Source organism: Pseudomonas sp. St29 (assembly GCF_001547915.1).
Taxonomy (GTDB): domain Bacteria; phylum Pseudomonadota; class Gammaproteobacteria; order Pseudomonadales; family Pseudomonadaceae; genus Aquipseudomonas.
The window spans coordinates 6,209,985-6,226,772 of record NZ_AP014628.1 but is presented as its reverse complement, the minus strand read 5'-3'; the positions used below and the strand labels follow the sequence as shown (position 1 = coordinate 6,226,772).

At 65.3% G+C, this 16,788-nt stretch carries 19 protein-coding genes; 10 read left to right on the top strand and 9 right to left on the bottom strand.

Translation table 11 applies throughout. From position 1 onward, the window contains the following. Positions 1–43: 43 nt before the first annotated feature. Complete coding sequence (locus tag PST29_RS27805) at positions 44–718, bottom strand: anti-sigma factor (protein WP_060844818.1); 675 nt, start codon at positions 716–718, stop codon at positions 44–46. Beyond that, positions 715–1,359: a sigma-70 family RNA polymerase sigma factor gene (locus PST29_RS27800; RefSeq protein ID WP_060841432.1), complete on the bottom strand. Its 645-nt coding sequence runs from the start codon at positions 1,357–1,359 to the stop codon at positions 715–717. The genes PST29_RS27805 and PST29_RS27800 overlap by 4 nt, the downstream gene beginning before the upstream one ends. Positions 1,360–1,544: 185 nt before the next feature. Here PST29_RS27800 and PST29_RS27795 point away from each other — a divergent pair, with 185 nt between their 5' ends. The 4 genes from PST29_RS27795 (at position 1,545) to PST29_RS27780 (ending at position 4,563) form a co-directional block, all read left to right on the top strand. Continuing rightward, positions 1,545–2,108: a DUF2780 domain-containing protein gene (locus tag PST29_RS27795; protein ID WP_060844817.1), complete on the top strand. Its 564-nt coding sequence runs from the start codon at positions 1,545–1,547 to the stop codon at positions 2,106–2,108. A gap of 160 nt (positions 2,109–2,268) precedes the next feature. After that, positions 2,269–2,697 carry a DUF350 domain-containing protein gene (locus tag PST29_RS27790; protein ID WP_016963056.1) on the top strand — a complete coding sequence of 143 codons (429 nt, stop codon included), beginning with the start codon at positions 2,269–2,271 and terminating at the stop codon, positions 2,695–2,697. A gap of 10 nt (positions 2,698–2,707) precedes the next feature. Next, a complete protein-coding gene (locus PST29_RS27785) occupies positions 2,708–3,412 on the top strand; it encodes a DUF1190 domain-containing protein (RefSeq protein WP_060844816.1) in 705 nt (234 codons plus the stop codon). Next, entirely contained in the window at positions 3,409–4,563 is a 1,155-nt protein-coding gene (locus tag PST29_RS27780; protein ID WP_060844815.1) for a glutathionylspermidine synthase family protein, read from the top strand. Before PST29_RS27785 ends, PST29_RS27780 begins: the two co-directional genes overlap by 4 nt. Here the strand turns inward: PST29_RS27780 and PST29_RS27775 are convergent, their stop codons facing one another. After that, positions 4,564–5,451 carry an acyltransferase gene (locus PST29_RS27775; protein WP_060844814.1) on the bottom strand — a complete coding sequence of 296 codons (888 nt, stop codon included), beginning with the start codon at positions 5,449–5,451 and terminating at the stop codon, positions 4,564–4,566. It lies immediately after the preceding gene. Positions 5,452–5,648: 197 nt separating this feature from the next. Here PST29_RS27775 and rloA2 point away from each other — a divergent pair, with 197 nt between their 5' ends. From rloA2 to PST29_RS32170, 5 genes are all read left to right on the top strand, one after another. After that, the gene (gene rloA2, locus PST29_RS27770; RefSeq protein ID WP_060844813.1) at positions 5,649–6,149 is read left to right on the top strand and encodes a retropepsin-like aspartic peptidase RloA2; all 501 of its coding nucleotides are present in this window, start codon (positions 5,649–5,651) and stop codon (positions 6,147–6,149) included. Between the two features lie 59 nt (positions 6,150–6,208). Next, a complete protein-coding gene (creB, locus tag PST29_RS27765) occupies positions 6,209–6,889 on the top strand; it encodes a two-component system response regulator CreB (RefSeq protein ID WP_060842022.1) in 681 nt (226 codons plus the stop codon). Continuing rightward, entirely contained in the window at positions 6,889–8,307 is a 1,419-nt protein-coding gene (creC, locus tag PST29_RS27760; protein WP_060844812.1) for a two-component system sensor histidine kinase CreC, read from the top strand. Before creB ends, creC begins: the two co-directional genes overlap by 1 nt. Positions 8,308–8,398: 91 nt before the next feature. Then, complete coding sequence (gene creD / locus PST29_RS27755; RefSeq protein ID WP_060844811.1) at positions 8,399–9,775, top strand: cell envelope integrity protein CreD; 1,377 nt, start codon at positions 8,399–8,401, stop codon at positions 9,773–9,775. Further along, entirely contained in the window at positions 9,768–9,938 is a 171-nt protein-coding gene (locus PST29_RS32170; RefSeq protein WP_159426289.1) for a hypothetical protein, read from the top strand. The genes creD and PST29_RS32170 overlap by 8 nt, the downstream gene beginning before the upstream one ends. On the opposite strand, the gene PST29_RS27750 is transcribed toward PST29_RS32170, so the two are convergent. Next, on the bottom strand, positions 9,935–10,564 hold the full coding sequence (locus PST29_RS27750) for a glutathione S-transferase N-terminal domain-containing protein (RefSeq protein WP_060844810.1): 630 nt from the start codon (positions 10,562–10,564) through the stop codon (positions 9,935–9,937). The two genes, PST29_RS32170 and PST29_RS27750, sit on opposite strands and share 4 nt — an antisense overlap. Before the next feature lie 100 nt (positions 10,565–10,664). On the opposite strand from PST29_RS27750, the gene PST29_RS27745 reads away from it, so the two are divergent. Then, positions 10,665–11,117 (top strand): hypothetical protein, encoded by a 453-nt coding sequence (locus tag PST29_RS27745; protein WP_060841423.1) that lies wholly within the window; start codon positions 10,665–10,667, stop codon positions 11,115–11,117. On the opposite strand, the gene PST29_RS27740 is transcribed toward PST29_RS27745, so the two are convergent. From PST29_RS27740 to PST29_RS27720, 5 genes are all read right to left on the bottom strand, one after another. Further along, positions 11,064–11,252, bottom strand: coding sequence for a hypothetical protein (locus tag PST29_RS27740; RefSeq protein WP_060844809.1), 189 nt, complete (start codon positions 11,250–11,252; stop codon positions 11,064–11,066). The genes PST29_RS27745 and PST29_RS27740 overlap by 54 nt on opposite strands. Next, the gene (locus PST29_RS27735; protein ID WP_060844808.1) at positions 11,249–12,370 is read right to left on the bottom strand and encodes a PepSY-associated TM helix domain-containing protein; all 1,122 of its coding nucleotides are present in this window, start codon (positions 12,368–12,370) and stop codon (positions 11,249–11,251) included. Before PST29_RS27735 ends, PST29_RS27740 begins: the two co-directional genes overlap by 4 nt. 63 nt (positions 12,371–12,433) lie before the next feature. Further along, entirely contained in the window at positions 12,434–14,863 is a 2,430-nt protein-coding gene (locus PST29_RS27730; protein WP_060844807.1) for a TonB-dependent siderophore receptor, read from the bottom strand. 182 nt (positions 14,864–15,045) lie between these two features. Beyond that, positions 15,046–16,023: a FecR domain-containing protein gene (locus PST29_RS27725; RefSeq protein ID WP_060844806.1), complete on the bottom strand. Its 978-nt coding sequence runs from the start codon at positions 16,021–16,023 to the stop codon at positions 15,046–15,048. Continuing rightward, positions 16,020–16,538, bottom strand: coding sequence for an RNA polymerase sigma factor (locus PST29_RS27720; RefSeq protein ID WP_060844805.1), 519 nt, complete (start codon positions 16,536–16,538; stop codon positions 16,020–16,022). Before PST29_RS27720 ends, PST29_RS27725 begins: the two co-directional genes overlap by 4 nt. Between the last annotated feature and the right edge of the window lie 250 nt (positions 16,539–16,788).

The window sequence follows — 16,788 nt, the reverse complement described above, 5'->3', positions numbered from 1 at the left end:
CGGCGTTCGCGGGCAAGCCCGCTCCTACGCCACCAGGTGCCTGTTACAGCGCGGCCAATTGCCCCTGGTACAGCACCGGTCCGGTGGGTTGGCCGGTGGGCGAGCCGCCGTGGGGCTCAAGGCTTACCGCCAGGGCAATCGGCGTGTCGAGCAGGGCGCGCTGGGCCGGGCTCAGGTTGATCTTGCCTTGGCCGCCTACCGGCACCACGCCGAGGGAAATCGGCTGGCCGTCGGCAGGGATCGCCCAGAGTTCCAGGCTGCGGTCCAGGCCAATGGCGGCCAGGGTCAGGGGTTCGACTTGCAGGTACTGGGCGTGGGCCTTGATCCGCAGGGCCGGTTGCTGGTCGGCGCTGAGCAGGGTGGCGCTGTAGCGCACCTGGTCGCTCTGCTGGATAAAGCCGATGTACAGGGTCGCCAGCACGGCGCAGGCGGCAAGCGCCAGGCGCAGGCGCATCCACAGCGGTTTCTTCTGCGGTACGTGCAGCACTTGCGGTTCGATGCGTGCCTGGATGCCCGCCCAGACCCGTTCCGGCACCGCCGCTTCAGGCAGGGCTTCGGTCAGGCTGGCGAGGCTTTCCTGCCACTGCGCCAGTTCTTCGCGCAGGGCGGCGTCGTCCAGCAGGAGCATTTCGAAGCGCCGGCGGGCGGCGCCCTGCATCAGGCCGATGGCGTAGTCGGCGGCCAGGGCGCGGCGGCGTTCAGGGGTTCGATAGTTCATGATTCAAGGCACCGGCGCAGGCGTTCCATGCCCCGACGAATCCAGGATTTGACCGAGCCCAGGGGCGCGGCCAGGTGTTCGGCCAGCTCCGAGCAGGACAGGCCCTGGAAGTAGGCCACGGTGATGGATTGGCGCTGCATGCCGTCGAGGCTGTCCAGGCAGCGGTTCAGGGCCCGGGCGGCGCGGGCGCTGTCCAGTTGGTCGTGGGCCGAAGGGCTTTGATCCTCCAGCTGTTGTTCTTCGAGTTCGCCCAGGGGCCGTTCGCGCTGTTTGCGCAACTGGTCGATGGCCTGGTTGCGGGTGATGTTGACCATCCAGGTCAGGGGCGCGGACAGGTGCGGCTGGTAGCGCACGGCGTTGTTCCAGATGCGCACGAAGCTTTCCTGCAGCACTTCCTCGGCCAGATCGCGACGGCCCATGAAGCGCAGGGCGACGCCATGCAGGCGCGGGGCAACCATGCGATAGAGGGTTTCGAAGGCCCGGCGATCACCCAGTGAACACTGGGCCAGCAGGTGCCGCAGCTGATCGGTATCGAGGCTCGAGATGGCGATTCTCCTGACAGGAACTGGGACAAGGGCCAGCGACAAGCGCCGACTGACGCAGCCAGAGATTAGTCCAGGGTGGGTGGTTGTTCCATTCACGTCCTGCTGCCTCATGCCGGAGCCCGAAGGTGGCGCTTGTGGACGATATACGCAGCAGCAGCGCAGCTGGATGCAGGCGCCGGACGGCAGGGCAGGCGCTGGAACATTCGCCTGGGGTTTCAGTCAAAACACTGGTTTCCCGCCGCCCGAGTCCGGACGGTTTCCCGCCCCATGAGGTTGTTTCGATGAATATTCCACGCGGTTTTGCCCTGGCTACCCTGATGACCCTGGCAGCCGGTTCGGCGTTGGCCGGCGGTTTCAGCTTGAGCGATGCGGCCAACGCCATTGCCGGCATGCAGGGCGGCGACAAGGCCGCTGCCGCCGCGCCGACTTCCCAGACCGCCGGCCTGCTGGGCACCCTGGCGCAACTCAATGTCACCCCTGAGCAGGCCATCGGTGGCACCGGCGCCATGCTCGGCCTGGCGAAGAATCAACTCAGCAGCACCGACTATTCGCAACTGAGCCAAAGCGTACCGGGCCTGGACCAGCTCTCGGGCAGCAACGCCCTGGGCAGCCTGGGCGCCTTGAGCGGCCTGCTCGGCCAGTCTTCCGGCAACAGCGCCGGCCTGGGCAGCGCCCTGGGCAACGTCAAGGACACCAATGACCTGAACAACGCCTTTGGCGCCCTGGGCATGGACAGCGGCATGATCGGCCAGTTTGCCCCGCTGATCCTGCAGTACCTGGGCCAGCAGGGCGTTGGCGGTTCCCTGCTGCAAAGCCTGGGCGGCATCTGGGGCGTGAACCAGTAACGCCTCCCGGCCCCGGCGTGATAGGCGTCGGGGCCATCGGTGGCGGAGCGCTCGGTGTCGAAGCTTGCCCCGAGCCCTGAAACTTTACCTTTGCGCAGTTTTCGCCCCATCCGGCCTGTGCTATATCTCGCGCCCCGTTTTCCAAGGAAGCTTGAACGCGATGTTCATGGATGCACTGAAGATGTCTCTGCCCGCCGACGCGGTGCTCGGTTTCATGCTCTACATGCTGGGCGCTGCCCTGGTGTTTGCCCTCTACGCGTTCATCTACACGCGCCTGACCCCCTATAACGAATTCGCCCTGATCCGCCAGGGCAACAGTGCCGCTTCCATCGCCCTGTCCGGCGCCTTGCTGGGCTTTGCCATTCCGGTGGCCAGTGCGATTTCCCATTCCATCTCGATCATCGACTTCCTGCTCTGGGCCGGCATTGCCGCGGTGGTGCAATTGCTCACGTTCCTGGTGGTCAGCCTGACCCTCAAGGGCCTGTCCCAGCGCATCGCCAACCAGGAAAATTCCGCGGCGATCCTGGTGGCTTCGGTGTCTGTCGGTGTCGGCCTGCTGAATGCGGCCTGCATGACTCCATCGGTCTGAGGGCGCCGGCATGAAACGCAGTAAAAGCGTGCGCCTGGTGCTGCTGGGCAGTGTGCCGTTCGCCCTGGTTGCCTGTGACGGCCAGCCTCAGGCAACCCGCGAAGTGCGCCAGACCCAGCATTTCAGCAGTGTCCGCGATTGCGTACTGGCACAGGTTCCGTCCGCGATCTGCCAGGCCGCTTTCGATGATGCCCGCGAGCGTGGAGAGCTGATAGCGCCGCGTTATCTCGACCTGCAACGCTGTGAAGACGACTTCTTCGCGGGCAACTGCATGGTGTCCAGAGACAACCGCGCCTACGTGCCGATTGCCAAGGGCCTCGCCCTGACCACCCAGCGCACGGTGCCGGTTCAGCCCGAGGACGAACAACCCGAGCAGGCCAGCTCCAGCAGTTCGGGTGGTGGTGGTCACTCCTATGGCGCCCGCGCAGGTTCCAGCTTCTGGCGCTGGATCGGCCTGGATTCCACGCCCGAGCCGCGCTATTTCAGCGAGACGCTGTACAAGGAGCGTGACGGTCGGGGCGGCTCGCAACTGAGCACCCTCAGCCAGCAGGTGGAGGCCGGCAAGACCTTCTCCGGCGCCAACGGTGGACGCTTCGGCATTTCCAGCCCGGACCACTTCACCAGCGCCGGCAATCCCCTGGCCGGTGCCCATGAAGTGGTCAGTCGTGGCGGCTTCGGTTCCTCCAGCCGCAGCAGTTGGAGCTTCGGTTCTTGAAGCGCATTCCCAGCACCCCTCGCGCGGATTGGCAGGCCACGGCGCAGCAGTTGGGCTTTGCCTTCCACACCTTCGACGGCGAGCCGTACTGGGACGAGTCGGCCTACTACCGCTTCAGCCTGCGGCAGATCGAGGACGACCTGGAGGACCCGACCCAGGAACTGCACGAGCTGTGCATGGCCCTGGTGGCCGAAGTGGTGGACAGCGAAGCCTTGCTGGAGCGCCTGGCCATCCCTGCGGCCTTTCATGACTTGATCCGCCAGTCGTGGAAGCAGGGCGACCCCCATCTCTACGGGCGCATGGACCTGTGCTACGACGGCAGTGGCCCGGCCAAGCTGCTGGAGACCAATTACGACACGCCGACTTCGCTGTATGAGGCGAGCTTCTTCCAATACGTCTGGCTTGAGCAGCAGTTGCAGCGCGGGCAGTTGCCGGCTGGCTGCGATCAGTTCAACAGCATCGAAGACAAGCTGCTGCAGGCCTTCGTCCAGGGCGGCTTCAAGTCGCCGATGCACTTTGCCTCGGTGCGGGACTCGCTGGAGGATCGCGGCACCGTCGAATACCTGCGCGACATTGCCCGTCAGGCGGGCCTGGGCACGCGCCTGATCAATATCGAGGACATCGGCCTGAATGCCGGTGGGCGTTTCGTCGACCTGCTGGAGATGCCCATCGACAGCCTGTTCAAGCTCTATCCCTGGGAACAGCTGTTCACCGAAGCCTATGGCCCGGCGCTTGCCGGCAGCGGCACGCAGTTTGTCGAGCCGCCGTGGAAGGCGATTCTTTCCAACAAGGGCGCGCTGGCCCTGCTCTGGGAGCGGCATGCGGGGCACCCGAACCTGCTGCCGGCGTTCATCGACGACGATCCCACTGCCAGCCTGGGCCCGGGCTGGGTGCGCAAGCCGTTCTTTTCCCGAGAGGGCGCCAATGTGGAAATCTGCACCGAGGGCGGTGAGCGCCTGATCGAGGCCGGGCCCTATGGCGGGCCGTGCATCCGCCAGCGGTTTCACCCGCTGCCGGTGTTTGCCGGCAACCACACGGTGATTGGCAGTTGGGTGATTGGCGATCAGCCGGCGGGGATCGGCATTCGTGAAGACAACTCGCCGATCACCAAGGACAGCAGCCGTTTCCTGCCCCATGTGATCAGCGATTGATCAGCGGCGTTCGCTCAGCAGTTCGCTGATGCGCTGGTCCTTGTCGGTCCACAGCCGGTTGACCCAGTCCTGCACCTGCTGGCGGAACGCCGGGTCGTTTTCGTAATCGCCGTGCCACAGCGCCGGGTCCAGCTCGCGGGTGCGGATGTCGATGATCACCTTGGGCACGCTGCCGCTGATCAGGTCCCAGAAACCGGGAATGCGTTGCTGGGGATAGACCACGGTGACGTCCAGCACCGCGTCCAGCTGTTCGCCCAGGGCCGCGAGGACGAAGGCCACGCCGCCGGCCTTGGGCTTGAGCAGGTGCTGGAAGGGCGAGTCTTGCTGCTGGCGCTTGGCCTCGGTGAAGCGGGTGCCTTCCAGGTAGTTGACCACAGTCACCGGCTGGCGCTTGAACAGCTCGCAGGCCGCCTTGGTGATCTCCAGGTCCTTGCCTTGCAGCTCCGGGTGCCTGGCCAGGAACGCCTTGCTGTAGCGCTTCATGAAGGGGTAGTCCAGGGCCCACCAGGCCAGACCGAGGAACGGCACCCAGATCAGCTCCTTCTTGAGGAAGAACTTGAAGAACGGCGTGCGCCGGTTGAGGGTCTGGATCAGCGCCGGGATGTCGACCCAGGACTGGTGGTTGCTCACCACCAGGTAGGAGGTGTCGACCCGCAGGCCTTCGCCGCCGCGAATGTCCCAGCGGGTCGGGATGCACAGGGCGAAGATCAGCTTGTCGATCTCGGCCCAGGTCTCGGCGATCCACATCACCGCGGCCGAGGCGTAATCGCGCAGGCGCCCCGGCAGAACCAGCTTGAGCAGGGCAAACACCATCAGCGGGCCGAACAGCACCAGGGTGTTGAGCAGCAGGAGCAGGGTGACGAAACAGCCGGTGAGCAGGCGGCGCATAAGGCACTCTTTGCAATCTTTTGGGCGCGCCATGATAAGCAGCTTCGGTGGGCAGGCCAAATTCTAAGTGGCAGCGGCAAGCGGCAAGCGGCAAGCTCCAAGCTCCAAGCTTGAGGCTTGAGGCTGCTTCTATACGAACCAATTCGTTGGCCGCGGTCTAAAATCCCGCTGCCCCTCTCTTCAAGGAATCCACTGTCGTGAAATCTGTCCTTGCTCTTGTTTCGCTGTTGGCGCTGCCGGTGATGGCCGCCGAGCCGACGCTGTATGGCCGTTACGAATACATCCGCCTGCCGGAAATCGGCGAAACCCTGCAGGCCAAGATGGACACCGGGGCCCTGACCGCGTCGCTGTCGGCCAGGGATATCCAGACCTTTACCCGCGATGGCGAGGACTGGGTGCGTTTCCGCCTGGCGACCAAGGATGCCGGGAACAAGGTCTACGAGCACAAGGTGGCGCGCATCAGCAAGATCAAGAGCCGCGCCGACGAGGGCGATGAGGCTGAAGAGCCGCAGTCGGCCAAGCGCCCGGTGGTGGAGCTGGAGATGTGCCTGGGCAACGTCAAGCGCACGGTGGAGGTCAACCTCACCGACCGCAGCAGCTTCAACTATCCGCTGCTGATCGGTGCCAAGGCGCTGCGGGAGTTCGGTGCGGCGGTTAACCCGGCGCGGCGTTACACCGTGGATAAACCCGACTGCTGATTGACGGCTTACCAGGCATCCGGCACCGTTCGCCCACTGAATTTGCGTGCTTGGATGCCATGCCCCATATCCTGATTGTCGAAGACGAAGCGGCGATTGCCGACACCCTGATCTTCGCCCTGCAAGGCGAAGGCTTCACCACCACCTGGCTGAGCCTGGGTCATGCGGCCCTGGAGCATCAGCGGGCAACCCCGGCGGACCTGATCATCCTCGATATCGGCCTGCCGGATATCAGCGGCTTTGAAACCTGCAAACAGCTGCGGCGCTTCAGCGAGGTGCCGGTGATGTTCCTCAGCGCCCGGGACGGTGAGATCGACCGGGTGGTGGGGCTGGAGATCGGCGCCGACGATTATGTGGTCAAGCCCTTCAGCCCCCGGGAAGTGGCGGCGCGGGTCAAGGCGATCCTCAAGCGCATGGCTCCGCGAGCGGCTCCCGAGGCAGCCCCGGCGCTGTTCGTCATCGACGCCGAGCGGGTGCAGATCAGTTACCGGGCCCAGCCCCTGAGCCTGACCCGGCATGAGTTCCGCCTGCTGCAATGCCTGCTGGAGCAGCCCGAGCGGGTGTTCAGCCGCGAGCAGTTGCTCGATGCCCTGGGGGTGGTGGCGGACGTGGGCTACGAGCGCAATATCGACAGCCACATCAAGAGCCTGCGGGCCAAGCTGCGCCTGGTGGCGGCCGAGGCCGAGCCGATCCAGACCCATCGCGGCCTGGGCTACAGCTACAGCCCGAGCCACGCCTGATGACCTTGGGCATCCGCATCTTCCTGGTCTATTTGCTGTTCATCAGCCTGACCGGCTATTTCGTGCTGAGCACGGTGATGAAGGAGATCCGCCCCGGCGTGCGCCAGTCCACCGAGGAAACCCTGGTGGACACCGCCAACCTGCTGGCGGAGATCCTGCGAGACGACTTCAAGGCCGGCACCCTCAGCGAGAACCGCTGGCCGCAATTGCTGCGGGCCTACGGCGAGCGGCAACCGGCGGCGACCATCTGGGGCCTGCCGAAGAATCAGGTCAACCACCGCATCTACGTCACCGATGCCAAGGGCATCGTGGTCCTGGACTCCAGTGGCCTGGCGGTGGGCCAGGATTATTCGCGCTGGAACGACGTGTACCTGACCCTGCGCGGCCAATATGGCGCGCGTTCGTCGCGCTCGCTGGCCGACGATCCCAATTCCTCGGTGATGCACGTGGGCGCGCCGATCCGCGACAACGGCCAGATCATCGGCGTGGTCACCGTGGCCAAGCCCAACAGTTCCCTGCAGCCCTATGTCGACCGTACCGAACGCCGCCTGCTGTGGTACGGCGCCGGGCTGATTGCCATGGGCCTGCTGTTTGGCGCCTTGCTGTCCTGGTGGCTGAGCGCGGCGCTGCGGCGCATGACCGCCTATGCCCTGGCAGTGAGTGAAGGGCGCCGGGCCGAGCTGCCGCACTATCGCGGTGGCGAGCTGGAACAGTTGGCAACGGCGGTGGAACGCATGCGCACCCAGCTCGAAGGCAAGGCTTATGTCGAGCGCTACGTGCACACCCTGACCCACGAACTGAAGAGCCCCCTGGCGGCGATTCGCGGGGCGGCGGAACTGCTGCAGAGCGAGATGCCCCTGGAGCAGCGCCAGCGCTTCGTCGGCAATATCGACAGTGAAAGCGCGCGCATGCAGCAGTTGATCGAACGCCTGTTGAACCTGGCACAAGTGGAGCAGCGCCAGGGCCTGGAAGAGCGGGTCAGCGTGCCCCTGGTGCCGCTGTACAAGGAGCTGCTGAACAGCCAGCACGGGCGTATCGAAGGCAAGCAGCTGCAGGTGCAACTGCGGGTGCCGGCGGACCTGGCCTGGTCCGGCGAGCCGTTCCTGCTGCGCCAGGCCCTGGGTAACCTGCTGACCAATGCCCTGGATTTCAGCCCCGTGGGTGGCCTGTTGCGCTGCTCGGCGCAGCGGGTGGAGGACGGCGTGGAACTGGTGCTGTTCAACCAGGGCGAGCCGATTCCGGACTATGCCCTGCCGCGCCTGTGCGAGCGCTTCTATTCCCTGCCGCGCCCGGACAGCGGGCGCAAGAGCACCGGCCTGGGGCTGAATTTTGTCGAGGAAGTGGTGCAACTGCATGGCGGCCAGATGCGCATTGAGAACGTTGCGGGTGGGGTGCAGGTGACCTTGCGGCTGCCCTGAGTGGGGATTCTCCACAGAGTCTCCACATTGCCCCCATAAAACCCCCATGCCCGGGTTCCAGACTCTCGCCCATTCCAACTGGGAGAGCCTCATGAACCGTAACCTGACCTTCAAACTCGGGGCCATTGGCCTGTTGATCGTGCTGTTGCTGATACCGCTGCTGATGATCAGCGGCCTGATCGGCGAGCGCCAGAGCCTGCGCGATGGCGTGCTCGAGGATATCGCCCGCAGCTCCAGCACCCAGCAGCAGATCAGCGGCCCGGTGATGGTGGTGGACTACCGCAAGACCGTGCGCACCTGGAAAACCGACGACAAGACCAAGAAGCGCTACCAGGAAACCAGCGAGCAGCAGGGACGGCTGTTCTTCCTGCCCGAGCATTTCGAACTGGACAGCAAGGCCCAGACCGAGCTGCGCGCCCGGGGGATCTACGAGGCGCGGCTGTTCCACGCCGACAACCACATCAGCGGCCATTTCGCCGTGCCCGAGCAGTACGGCATCAAGGAGGATTTTGCGGACTACCAGTTCGACCAGCCGTTCCTGGCGGTGGGCATCAGCGACATCCGCGGCATCGAAAACGCCCTGCAACTGCAGCTCAACGGCCAGACCCTGGACTTTGCCCCGGGTACTTTTGTCAGCTGGCTGGACGAAGGCGTGCACGTGCTGTTGCCGCCCCTGGACCTGAAGAAGAACACTCGCCTGGACTTCGCCTTCGACCTGCGCCTGCAGGGCACTGGCCAGTTGCAGGTGCTGCCGGTGGGCAAGACCAGCAAGGTGCTGCTGACGGCCAACTGGCCGCACCCGAGCTTTGTCGGCAACTACCTGCCGGTGCAGCGTGAAGTCACCGAGCAGGGATTTTCGGCGCTCTGGCAGACCTCGTTCTTCTCCACCAACCTGGAACAGGCCATGGAGCGCTGCGCCTACAGCAGCCAATGCCAGGACTTCAACAGCCGCAGCTTTGGCGTGAGCTTCATCGACCCGGTGGACCAGTACCTGAAAAGCGACCGGGCGATCAAATACGCGCTGCTGTTCATCGGCCTGACCTTTGCCGGCTTCTTTCTGTTCGAAGTGCTCAAGAGCCTGTCGGTGCACCCGATCCAGTACGCCCTGGTGGGCGTGGCACTGGCGTTCTTCTACCTGTTGCTGCTGTCGCTGTCGGAGCACCTGGGTTTCGAACTGGCCTACGGCGTGTCGGCGGCGGCTTGCGTGGGCTTGATCGGTTTCTATGTCAGCCATGTGCTGCACAGCTGGCGTAACGGCGCAGTGTTCGCGCTCTCGCTGGCGGCCTTGTACGGCTTGCTCTATGGCCTGCTCAGCGCCGAGGACTATGCGCTGCTGATGGGCTCGCTGTTGCTGTTCGGCCTGTTGGGCGTGTTCATGGTGCTGACCCGCAAGCTGGACTGGTATGGCCTGGGCCAGAGCAAGACCCCGGCGCCCCTGCAGTTCGACCTGGAGGCCATCCATGAGTAAGTCACTGGGCTTGCGTGAGGACCAGCGTCAGCGCGAGCGCCTGACGCAGCGGATTGGCCAGTTGTTTCCACCGGAGGCGTGGTGGCGGGTGCGCCAGCAAGCTGCTCCCCGTGCTACAGGAGCCGGCTTGCCGGCGAACAGGCCCGAGCGCCTGACCGATTAGGCCGGCGGTCGGGTCGCCAGCATCGACGGCCGCTGGCTGACCTCGAAGTACCAGGCGGCCAGTTGAGGCTGGTCCTGGCGCCATTCCAGGTCGGGGTGGCGGAAGTCCAGGTAACCCAGGGCGCAGGCGACGCTGATGGCGGCCACATCGAAGTGGCTGGCCAGCTCGGCAATCGCCTCGGCCTCCAGCACCGCCAGGGCGCGGCGGATCTTGTCGCGCTGGCCGTCGAGCCATTGCTCCCAGTGTTTTTCCGGGGCGCGCAGGGCCAGCTCGTAGCGCACCAGCACCGCGGCGTCCATGATCCCGTCGGCCAGGGCCGCGAGCGTCAGGCGGCGCCAGCGGGCCGAGCCGTCCCGGGGGATCAGCGGGTTGCCGACGTGCTGCTGGTCCAGGTAATCGAGGATCACCCGGCTGTCATACAGCACCTGGCCGTCGGCCAGGCGCAGGGCGGGAATCTTGCCCAGGGGGTTGTCCTGGTTCAGGGTGGCGTCCGGGTTGACCGGGCTCAGTTGGCTGGCTTGCAGGGCAACCCGGTTCAACTGTCCGGTTTCATGCAGCAGCACCATGACTTTGCGTACAAAAGGTGATGCCGGGTTGTGGAACAGCGTCATGCTTGGGGTGGACATGAATATTCCTCGCGGGTGGAAGTCTCGCAGCCCGGGGATCTTAGCGCAGCCTGGGGCATGGGCCACAGGGGCGAGCGGCAGTACAGACAAGGAGTGATGAGTGCGCAGGTCCTATCTTTTACACGGGTTGTACAGCCTGGCCCTGACCTTGCTGGGCGCGCTGGCGGTGTACCTGGCGCTGCAATACGAGTTTCGTCGCAAGGGCGAGGGTGAGCCGGAGCTGATCATGGCGTTCGCTTACATCGCCTGGTACTGGGCCCTGCCGGCACTGGCCCTGCCGGGCCTGGCCTGCGCCCTGTTGCGCTTGCGCGGTCCCGACCCGGTGACCCAGCTGTGGCGCTGGAGCCTGGCGGCCAGCTATGTGCCGCTGCTGGGGCTGGCCTTGTTCAGCGTGCTGGTGGCCATCGAGGCGTTCCAGGAAAACCGTGTGTTCATCCCGGTGATGCTGATCGGCCTCGGGCTTGCGATGTACCTGTGGCGCGGCTTCCCGGCGCCGGGTTCAGGCCGCCGGCTTGCGCCGCAGCAGGCCGTGCAGGGCGATCAGGGTCGGTAGGCCCAGACCCAGCCAGCTCAGGCTGTCCCAGGCGCCGTCGCCCAGCAGCGCGGCGAACAACCCGGCGGCGCTCAGCAGGCCAAGCGCCAGGGGCGCACCGAAGACCTTCCAGAAACTCGCTTGCCGCGGCTTCATCGCTGCCCCTCCCGGGTCGCCTTGCCGGCCCGCCGGCGGACGATCCACAGGTACAGGCCGCTGCCCAGGACAATGAGGGTCAGGACGTCCAGCGCCGCCCACAGCAGCTTCATCGGCAGGCCGCCGTAGTCGCCGAAATGCAGGGGCTGGGACATGCCCATGGCGTCCATGTACCAGGGCCGCTCGCCGACGGCGGTGACCTGCAGGCTGCTGGCATCGATCAGCACCGGGGTCAGCAGGTGCGAGGTCAGGTGGCTGCCGCCCTTGAGGAACACCGCGTAGTGGTGCTCGCTGGAAAAGCGCGTGCCGGGGAAGGCGATGAAGTCCGGCTGCATGCCCGGGGCGGCTGCCCGGGCGATGTCTAGCAGGCGGCTGGCGGGAGCCAGCGCGGTCAGGGGCGGGGCGTCGCGGTAGGGCGCGACCATGGCGCTGAGGCTGTCATTGCGCCAGGCGGCGATGATCAGGTCGGCGCAGGCGCTGATCACCCCGGTCACGCCCACCACCAGGGCCCAGGTCAGGGTCACCACACCGATCAGGTTGTGCAGGTCGAGCCAGCGCAGGCGGCTGGATTTGTCCTGGCGCACCGTGGCGAACTTCAGGCGGCGCATGAACGGCAGGTACAGCACCGTGCCGGAGATGATCGCCAGCACAAACAGCAGGCCCATGAAGGCCAGCAGCAGCTTGCCCGGCAGCCCGGCGAACATGTCCACATGCAGGCGTAGCATGACCATCATCAGCCCGCCATTGGCCGAGGGCATGGCCACGGCTTCGCCGGTGCGGGCGTCGAGCATGAAGGTGTGGGAGGAATTGGGCTCGGTGCCGGCGGTCTTGGCCATGATCGCCATCACACCGTTGGGCTCGTCTTCGTCCCAGCCGAAGTACTGCATGACTTCCCCCGGGCGATGAGCTTCGGCGGCCTTGACCAGCTGTTGCAGGTCCAGGTGCGGGGTGTCGGCGGGCATTTCCTGCAGCTGTGGCGCGTCCCCCAGCAGGTGGTCGATCTCGTGGTGGAAGATCAGCGGCAGCCCGGTGAGCGCGAGCAGCAGCAGAAACACGGTGCAGATCAGGCTGGTCCAGGTGTGGATAAAGGACCAGCGGCGGATTGTCTTGCTTTTCATTTCTTAGCCTTCAGGCACACCAAGGCCGTCCTTGTCGGACGGCCTGGTTGTTAATTCAGCCGATTACCATTGATAGGTGGCGCTGGCGACCACGCTGCGCTGATCGCCGAAATAGCAGTAGGAACCGTCGCAGGTGGACAGGTAATCCTTGTCGAACAGGTTGGTGGCGTTGAGTTTCAGCGACGCCCCTTTGAGGCTGTTGTCCAGGCGACCGAGGTCGTAATGCACGGTAGCGTCGAACACCGTGTAGGCGTCGGCCTTGCCCAGCCAGGTGTTGGCCTGGTCGCCATAGGTATTGCCGGTGTAGCGGGCGCCGGCACCGATGCCGAAACCGTCGAGTACGCCGGAGTGCCAGGTGTAGTCCGTCCACAGGGAGGCTTGCTGGTTGGGCATCAGCTGCAGGCGGTTGCCTTTGTGGATGCCTTTTTGTACCTCGGACTTGGCCAGGGTGTAGGCCGCGATGACCTTGAGGTTGTCGGTCACGTCAGACACGGCTTCCAGCTCCAGGCCTTTGACCTTCACTTCGCCGGTCTGGTTGGTGATCGATTCGCCTCCTGCCCCGATGCTGGTGACCAGGACATTCTTCTGGGTCAGGTCGTAGACCGCCGCACTCAGCAGCGTGTTCGAACCCGGTGGTTGATACTTGATGCCCAGCTCCCACTGGCTACCTTCCGTGGGTTTATACGATTCGGTCGGTGAAACGCTGGCGTTGCTCGCTGGCTGGAAGGATTCGGCGTAGGAAATGTACGGCACGACACCCGAGTCGAACACATAGCTGAGCGCCGCATTGCCACTGAAGTTCTTGCTGCGATCAGTATTGGTCGCGTCTTTCTTGTTGAGGTAGGTGGTGCCTTGGTGCACCCAGTCCTCACGGCCACCCAGGGTCAGGCGCCAGTTGTCCAGGGCCATCTGGTCCTGGACGTAGAGGCCGGTCTGAATGGTTTTCTGGTCGTAGTCGTAGTAAGCGTCGGTGCGCGACGGACGAACGATCGGCTGGCCATAGACCGGGTTGAAGATATTGGTTTTGCCCCCGTCGCCATAGATCGACAGGTACGAAGTGCTGGTGCGCTGGTGGTCCAGGCCGATGAGCACGGTGTGGTCGATGTCGCCGGTGGCGAAGTTGGCCTGGACGTTGTTGTCGACCGCGAACTGGCCGATGTCTTCGTTGACGTTGGTCGAGGTCCGGCTGATGTTGCCCGCCGCATCAGCCGGGGAGTAGGCATAGGAACCCACGGTCAACTGCTGGAAGGACAGTTCTGACTTGGTGTAGCGCAGGTTCTGACGGAACTGCCAGACATCGTTGAAGCGGTGCTCGAAGGCGTAGCCCAGGGCGTAGTAGGTGCGGTCGTAGAACTCGTAGTCCGGGTCGCCCAGGTTCTTGTGATGGGAGACCTCGCCCAGTGGCGACTTGATCTTGGTGCCCTGGATCGGCATGAACTGGCTGGTGGCACCGGTATCGTCGCGGGTGAACTGCGTGAGCAGGGTCAGGCGGGTATCGGTATCGATGTTCCAGGTCAGGCTGGGGGCGATGTTGTAGCGCTTGTTGTCGATGTGATCGACCTGGGTGCCGGCATCGCGCACCACGCCGCTGAGTCCGTAGAGGAACTGGCCCTCGTCGTCGATCTTGCCGGTGCTGGCGAAGTTGATCTGGCGGTAGTTGTCGCTGCCGTACTGGATCTGCACGGCATGGCTGGTGTCTGCGCTGGGGCGGCGGCTGACCATGTCCAGCAGGCCGCCCGGCGGGGTCTGGCCATACACCGAGGACGCCGGGCCGCGCAGCAGGGCCAGGCGGTCGAGGTTCCAGGTTTCCGCTTTCGGGTTGGCATACACGCCGCGGGGCAGGGGCAGGCCGTCGAGGAACTGGGTGGGCTCGAAGCCACGGACCCGCATCCAGTCATAGCGGGTGTCGCTGCCGTAGCTGGCAGAGACGATACCGGGCATGTAACGCACGGCATCGTCGAGGTTCTGCACGTTGCGGTCTTCCATCTGCTGGCGGGTCGCGACGGAAATCGAGCGCGGCGCTTCAACCAGCGCGGTGTCGGTCTTGGTGCCGGCGGCGGTACGTGTGGCGAGGTAACCGTCGACCGGGCCCCAGGCACTTTCGCCAGCCTGCTGGCCGGTGATGCTGGTGGGCGCCAGGGTCACCACGTCGTCGGCAATCGCCACCAGGCTGTAGCTGCCGGCAGGGCTGCGTTGCAGCTGCAGGCCGCTGCCACGCAGGGCCTCACGCAGGGCGCCGGGGGCGTCGAACTGGCCCTTGACCGGGGCCGAGCGCTTGCCCGCCGCCAGGGACGGATCGAGGCTCAGGGCCAGGCCGGCCTGGCTGGCGATCTGGTTCAGGGTGCTGGCCAGGGGCGCGGCCGGCAGGTCGTAGGCGCGCACGCTGGACGCTTGCTCGGCGGCCATCAGTCCCTGGCTGGCCAGCGGGGCGCAGAGGGCGATGGCGACAGCCAGCAGGCTGGGGCGTAACAGGGTGTCTAGCGAGCGGGACATGGGGGCGGCTCCTGAATGGAAATGTTTCGCAATTGCCTAGGTGCCGGACGAGATTGGAAAAGTGATAGGGGCGGATTGAAAATAATCTGGATTCGGATTGATGGCGGGCGATTGGCTGGCAAGCCAGCGCCTACGGGATCGGTGTAGGAGCCCGCTTGCTGGCCAAGGCCGCGACGCCGACCTCAGCGCTTGGCGTCGGCCTTGGCCGCCACGGTCACCCACCAGTCGGTGTGTCGCTCGATCGTCACCGGCAGGGTGGGCAGCAGGGCATTGAGCGCCAGGTCGGTGTCCTGCAGCGGAAAGCTGCCGGTAATGCGCAGGTCGGCCACTTCCGGGGCGACCCCCAGGTAGCCGCGACGGTAACGTCCCAGTTCCTTGATCAGGTCGCCCAGGCGCGCGTTGTCCACCACCAGCATGCCCCGGGTCCAGGCGTCGGCCCCCGGGGGCAGGGGCGGCAGCGGGTCCAGGCCAGCGCGGCGCATCAGCACCTGCTGGCCCTGCTTGAACACCTGCTCGTCCCGAGCGGCTTGCGGTCGCGCCGCCACCGCCGATTGCAGCACGCCGAGACGGGTGCCCTGGTCTTCACGCTGGACCAGGAACCGCGTGCCCAGGGCACGCATTCGCCCGTCGCGGGTTTCGACGATGAAGGGGCGGCTGTCGTCGTGCCCGGTCTCGATGAGGATCTCGCCTTCCTGCAGCACGATCCGCCGTTGCTGCTCATCGAAGCGCACGTCCAGCGCACTGTGGGTGTTGAGGTTGATCCGCGTGCCATCGCTCAGGTGCAGGGTGCGCTGCTCGCCGGTGGCGGTGCGCTGGTCGGCCAGCCAGTAATCCACTGGCAGGTAACGCTCCCCGGCAAACAGCGCGAGCCCGACCACCAGCACCACACTGGCGACCCCACGTCCCAGCTTGCGTACCTGCCGGCGCAGGCCTTCGCGCGATTGCAGCAAGGCGTTGCGCGCTGGCCCCGAGGCGACGCTGACGCGCTGGTCAAGCATGCCCAGCTGGCGCCAGGCCCGGGCATGCTCTTCATGGGCGGCGTGCCATTTGGCGAACTCCTCGCGCTCCAGTGCGCTGGCGCCGCCATCCAGCGACAGCTGCCAGGCGATGGCGGCGTCCAGTACCCGTGCCGAAACCGGTTTGGAACTGATGGGGGTCATAGCGGCTCCCCGTACAGGGCGATGTAGCACTGGCGAATGCCCTGGGCCAGGTACTGGCGCACCCGCGGCACCGAGACCCCGAGGCGTGCGGCGATCTCGGCGTGGCTCAGGCCGTCGAGGCGGTTATAGAGAAAGGCCATGCGGGCCTTGCTGGAAAGCTTGCCCAGCAGGCGGTCGATGGCCTTGAGGTCTTCGAGGATCATCTGCTGCTCCTCCGGCGAGGGATGCTCGCTTTCGGGGATCAGCATCAGTTCGTTGAGGTAGGCCTGTTCCAGGGCTGCGCGGCGGAAATGATCGAACAGCAGGCCCTTGGCAATCGCCAGCAGAAAGGCCCTGGGCTCCCGGGGCGCCTGGAGTTCGTCGCGACCCAGCAGGCGGACGAAGGTGTCCTGGCTCAGGTCCTCGGCCCGCTGGCTGCAGGCCACGTTGCGCCGCAACCAGGCCAGGAGCCAGCCGCGATGGTCGCGATACAACGCACCAACCAGCTCATTGCGAGGGCTTTGGACTGACGACAACCGGGTTCACCCACCGAAAGGTTTGAATTAACGAGAATTATTCGCGATTGTCGCAGAGGCGAAACAGCGGCGCAATTGACGTCGGTCGGCTGTCTTGTCGCGGAAGGTGGCGGGTGCTGAAGAGGTTTGCCTGCAGAGAAAGCCCGTTGTGGCGAGGGAGCATGCTCGCGCTGGCGTGCGCCGCACGCCCAAGGCTCTGTGTCAGGTGGAACCGGGACGCGGGTTTACGGCCGCTGCGCGGCCGAGCGGG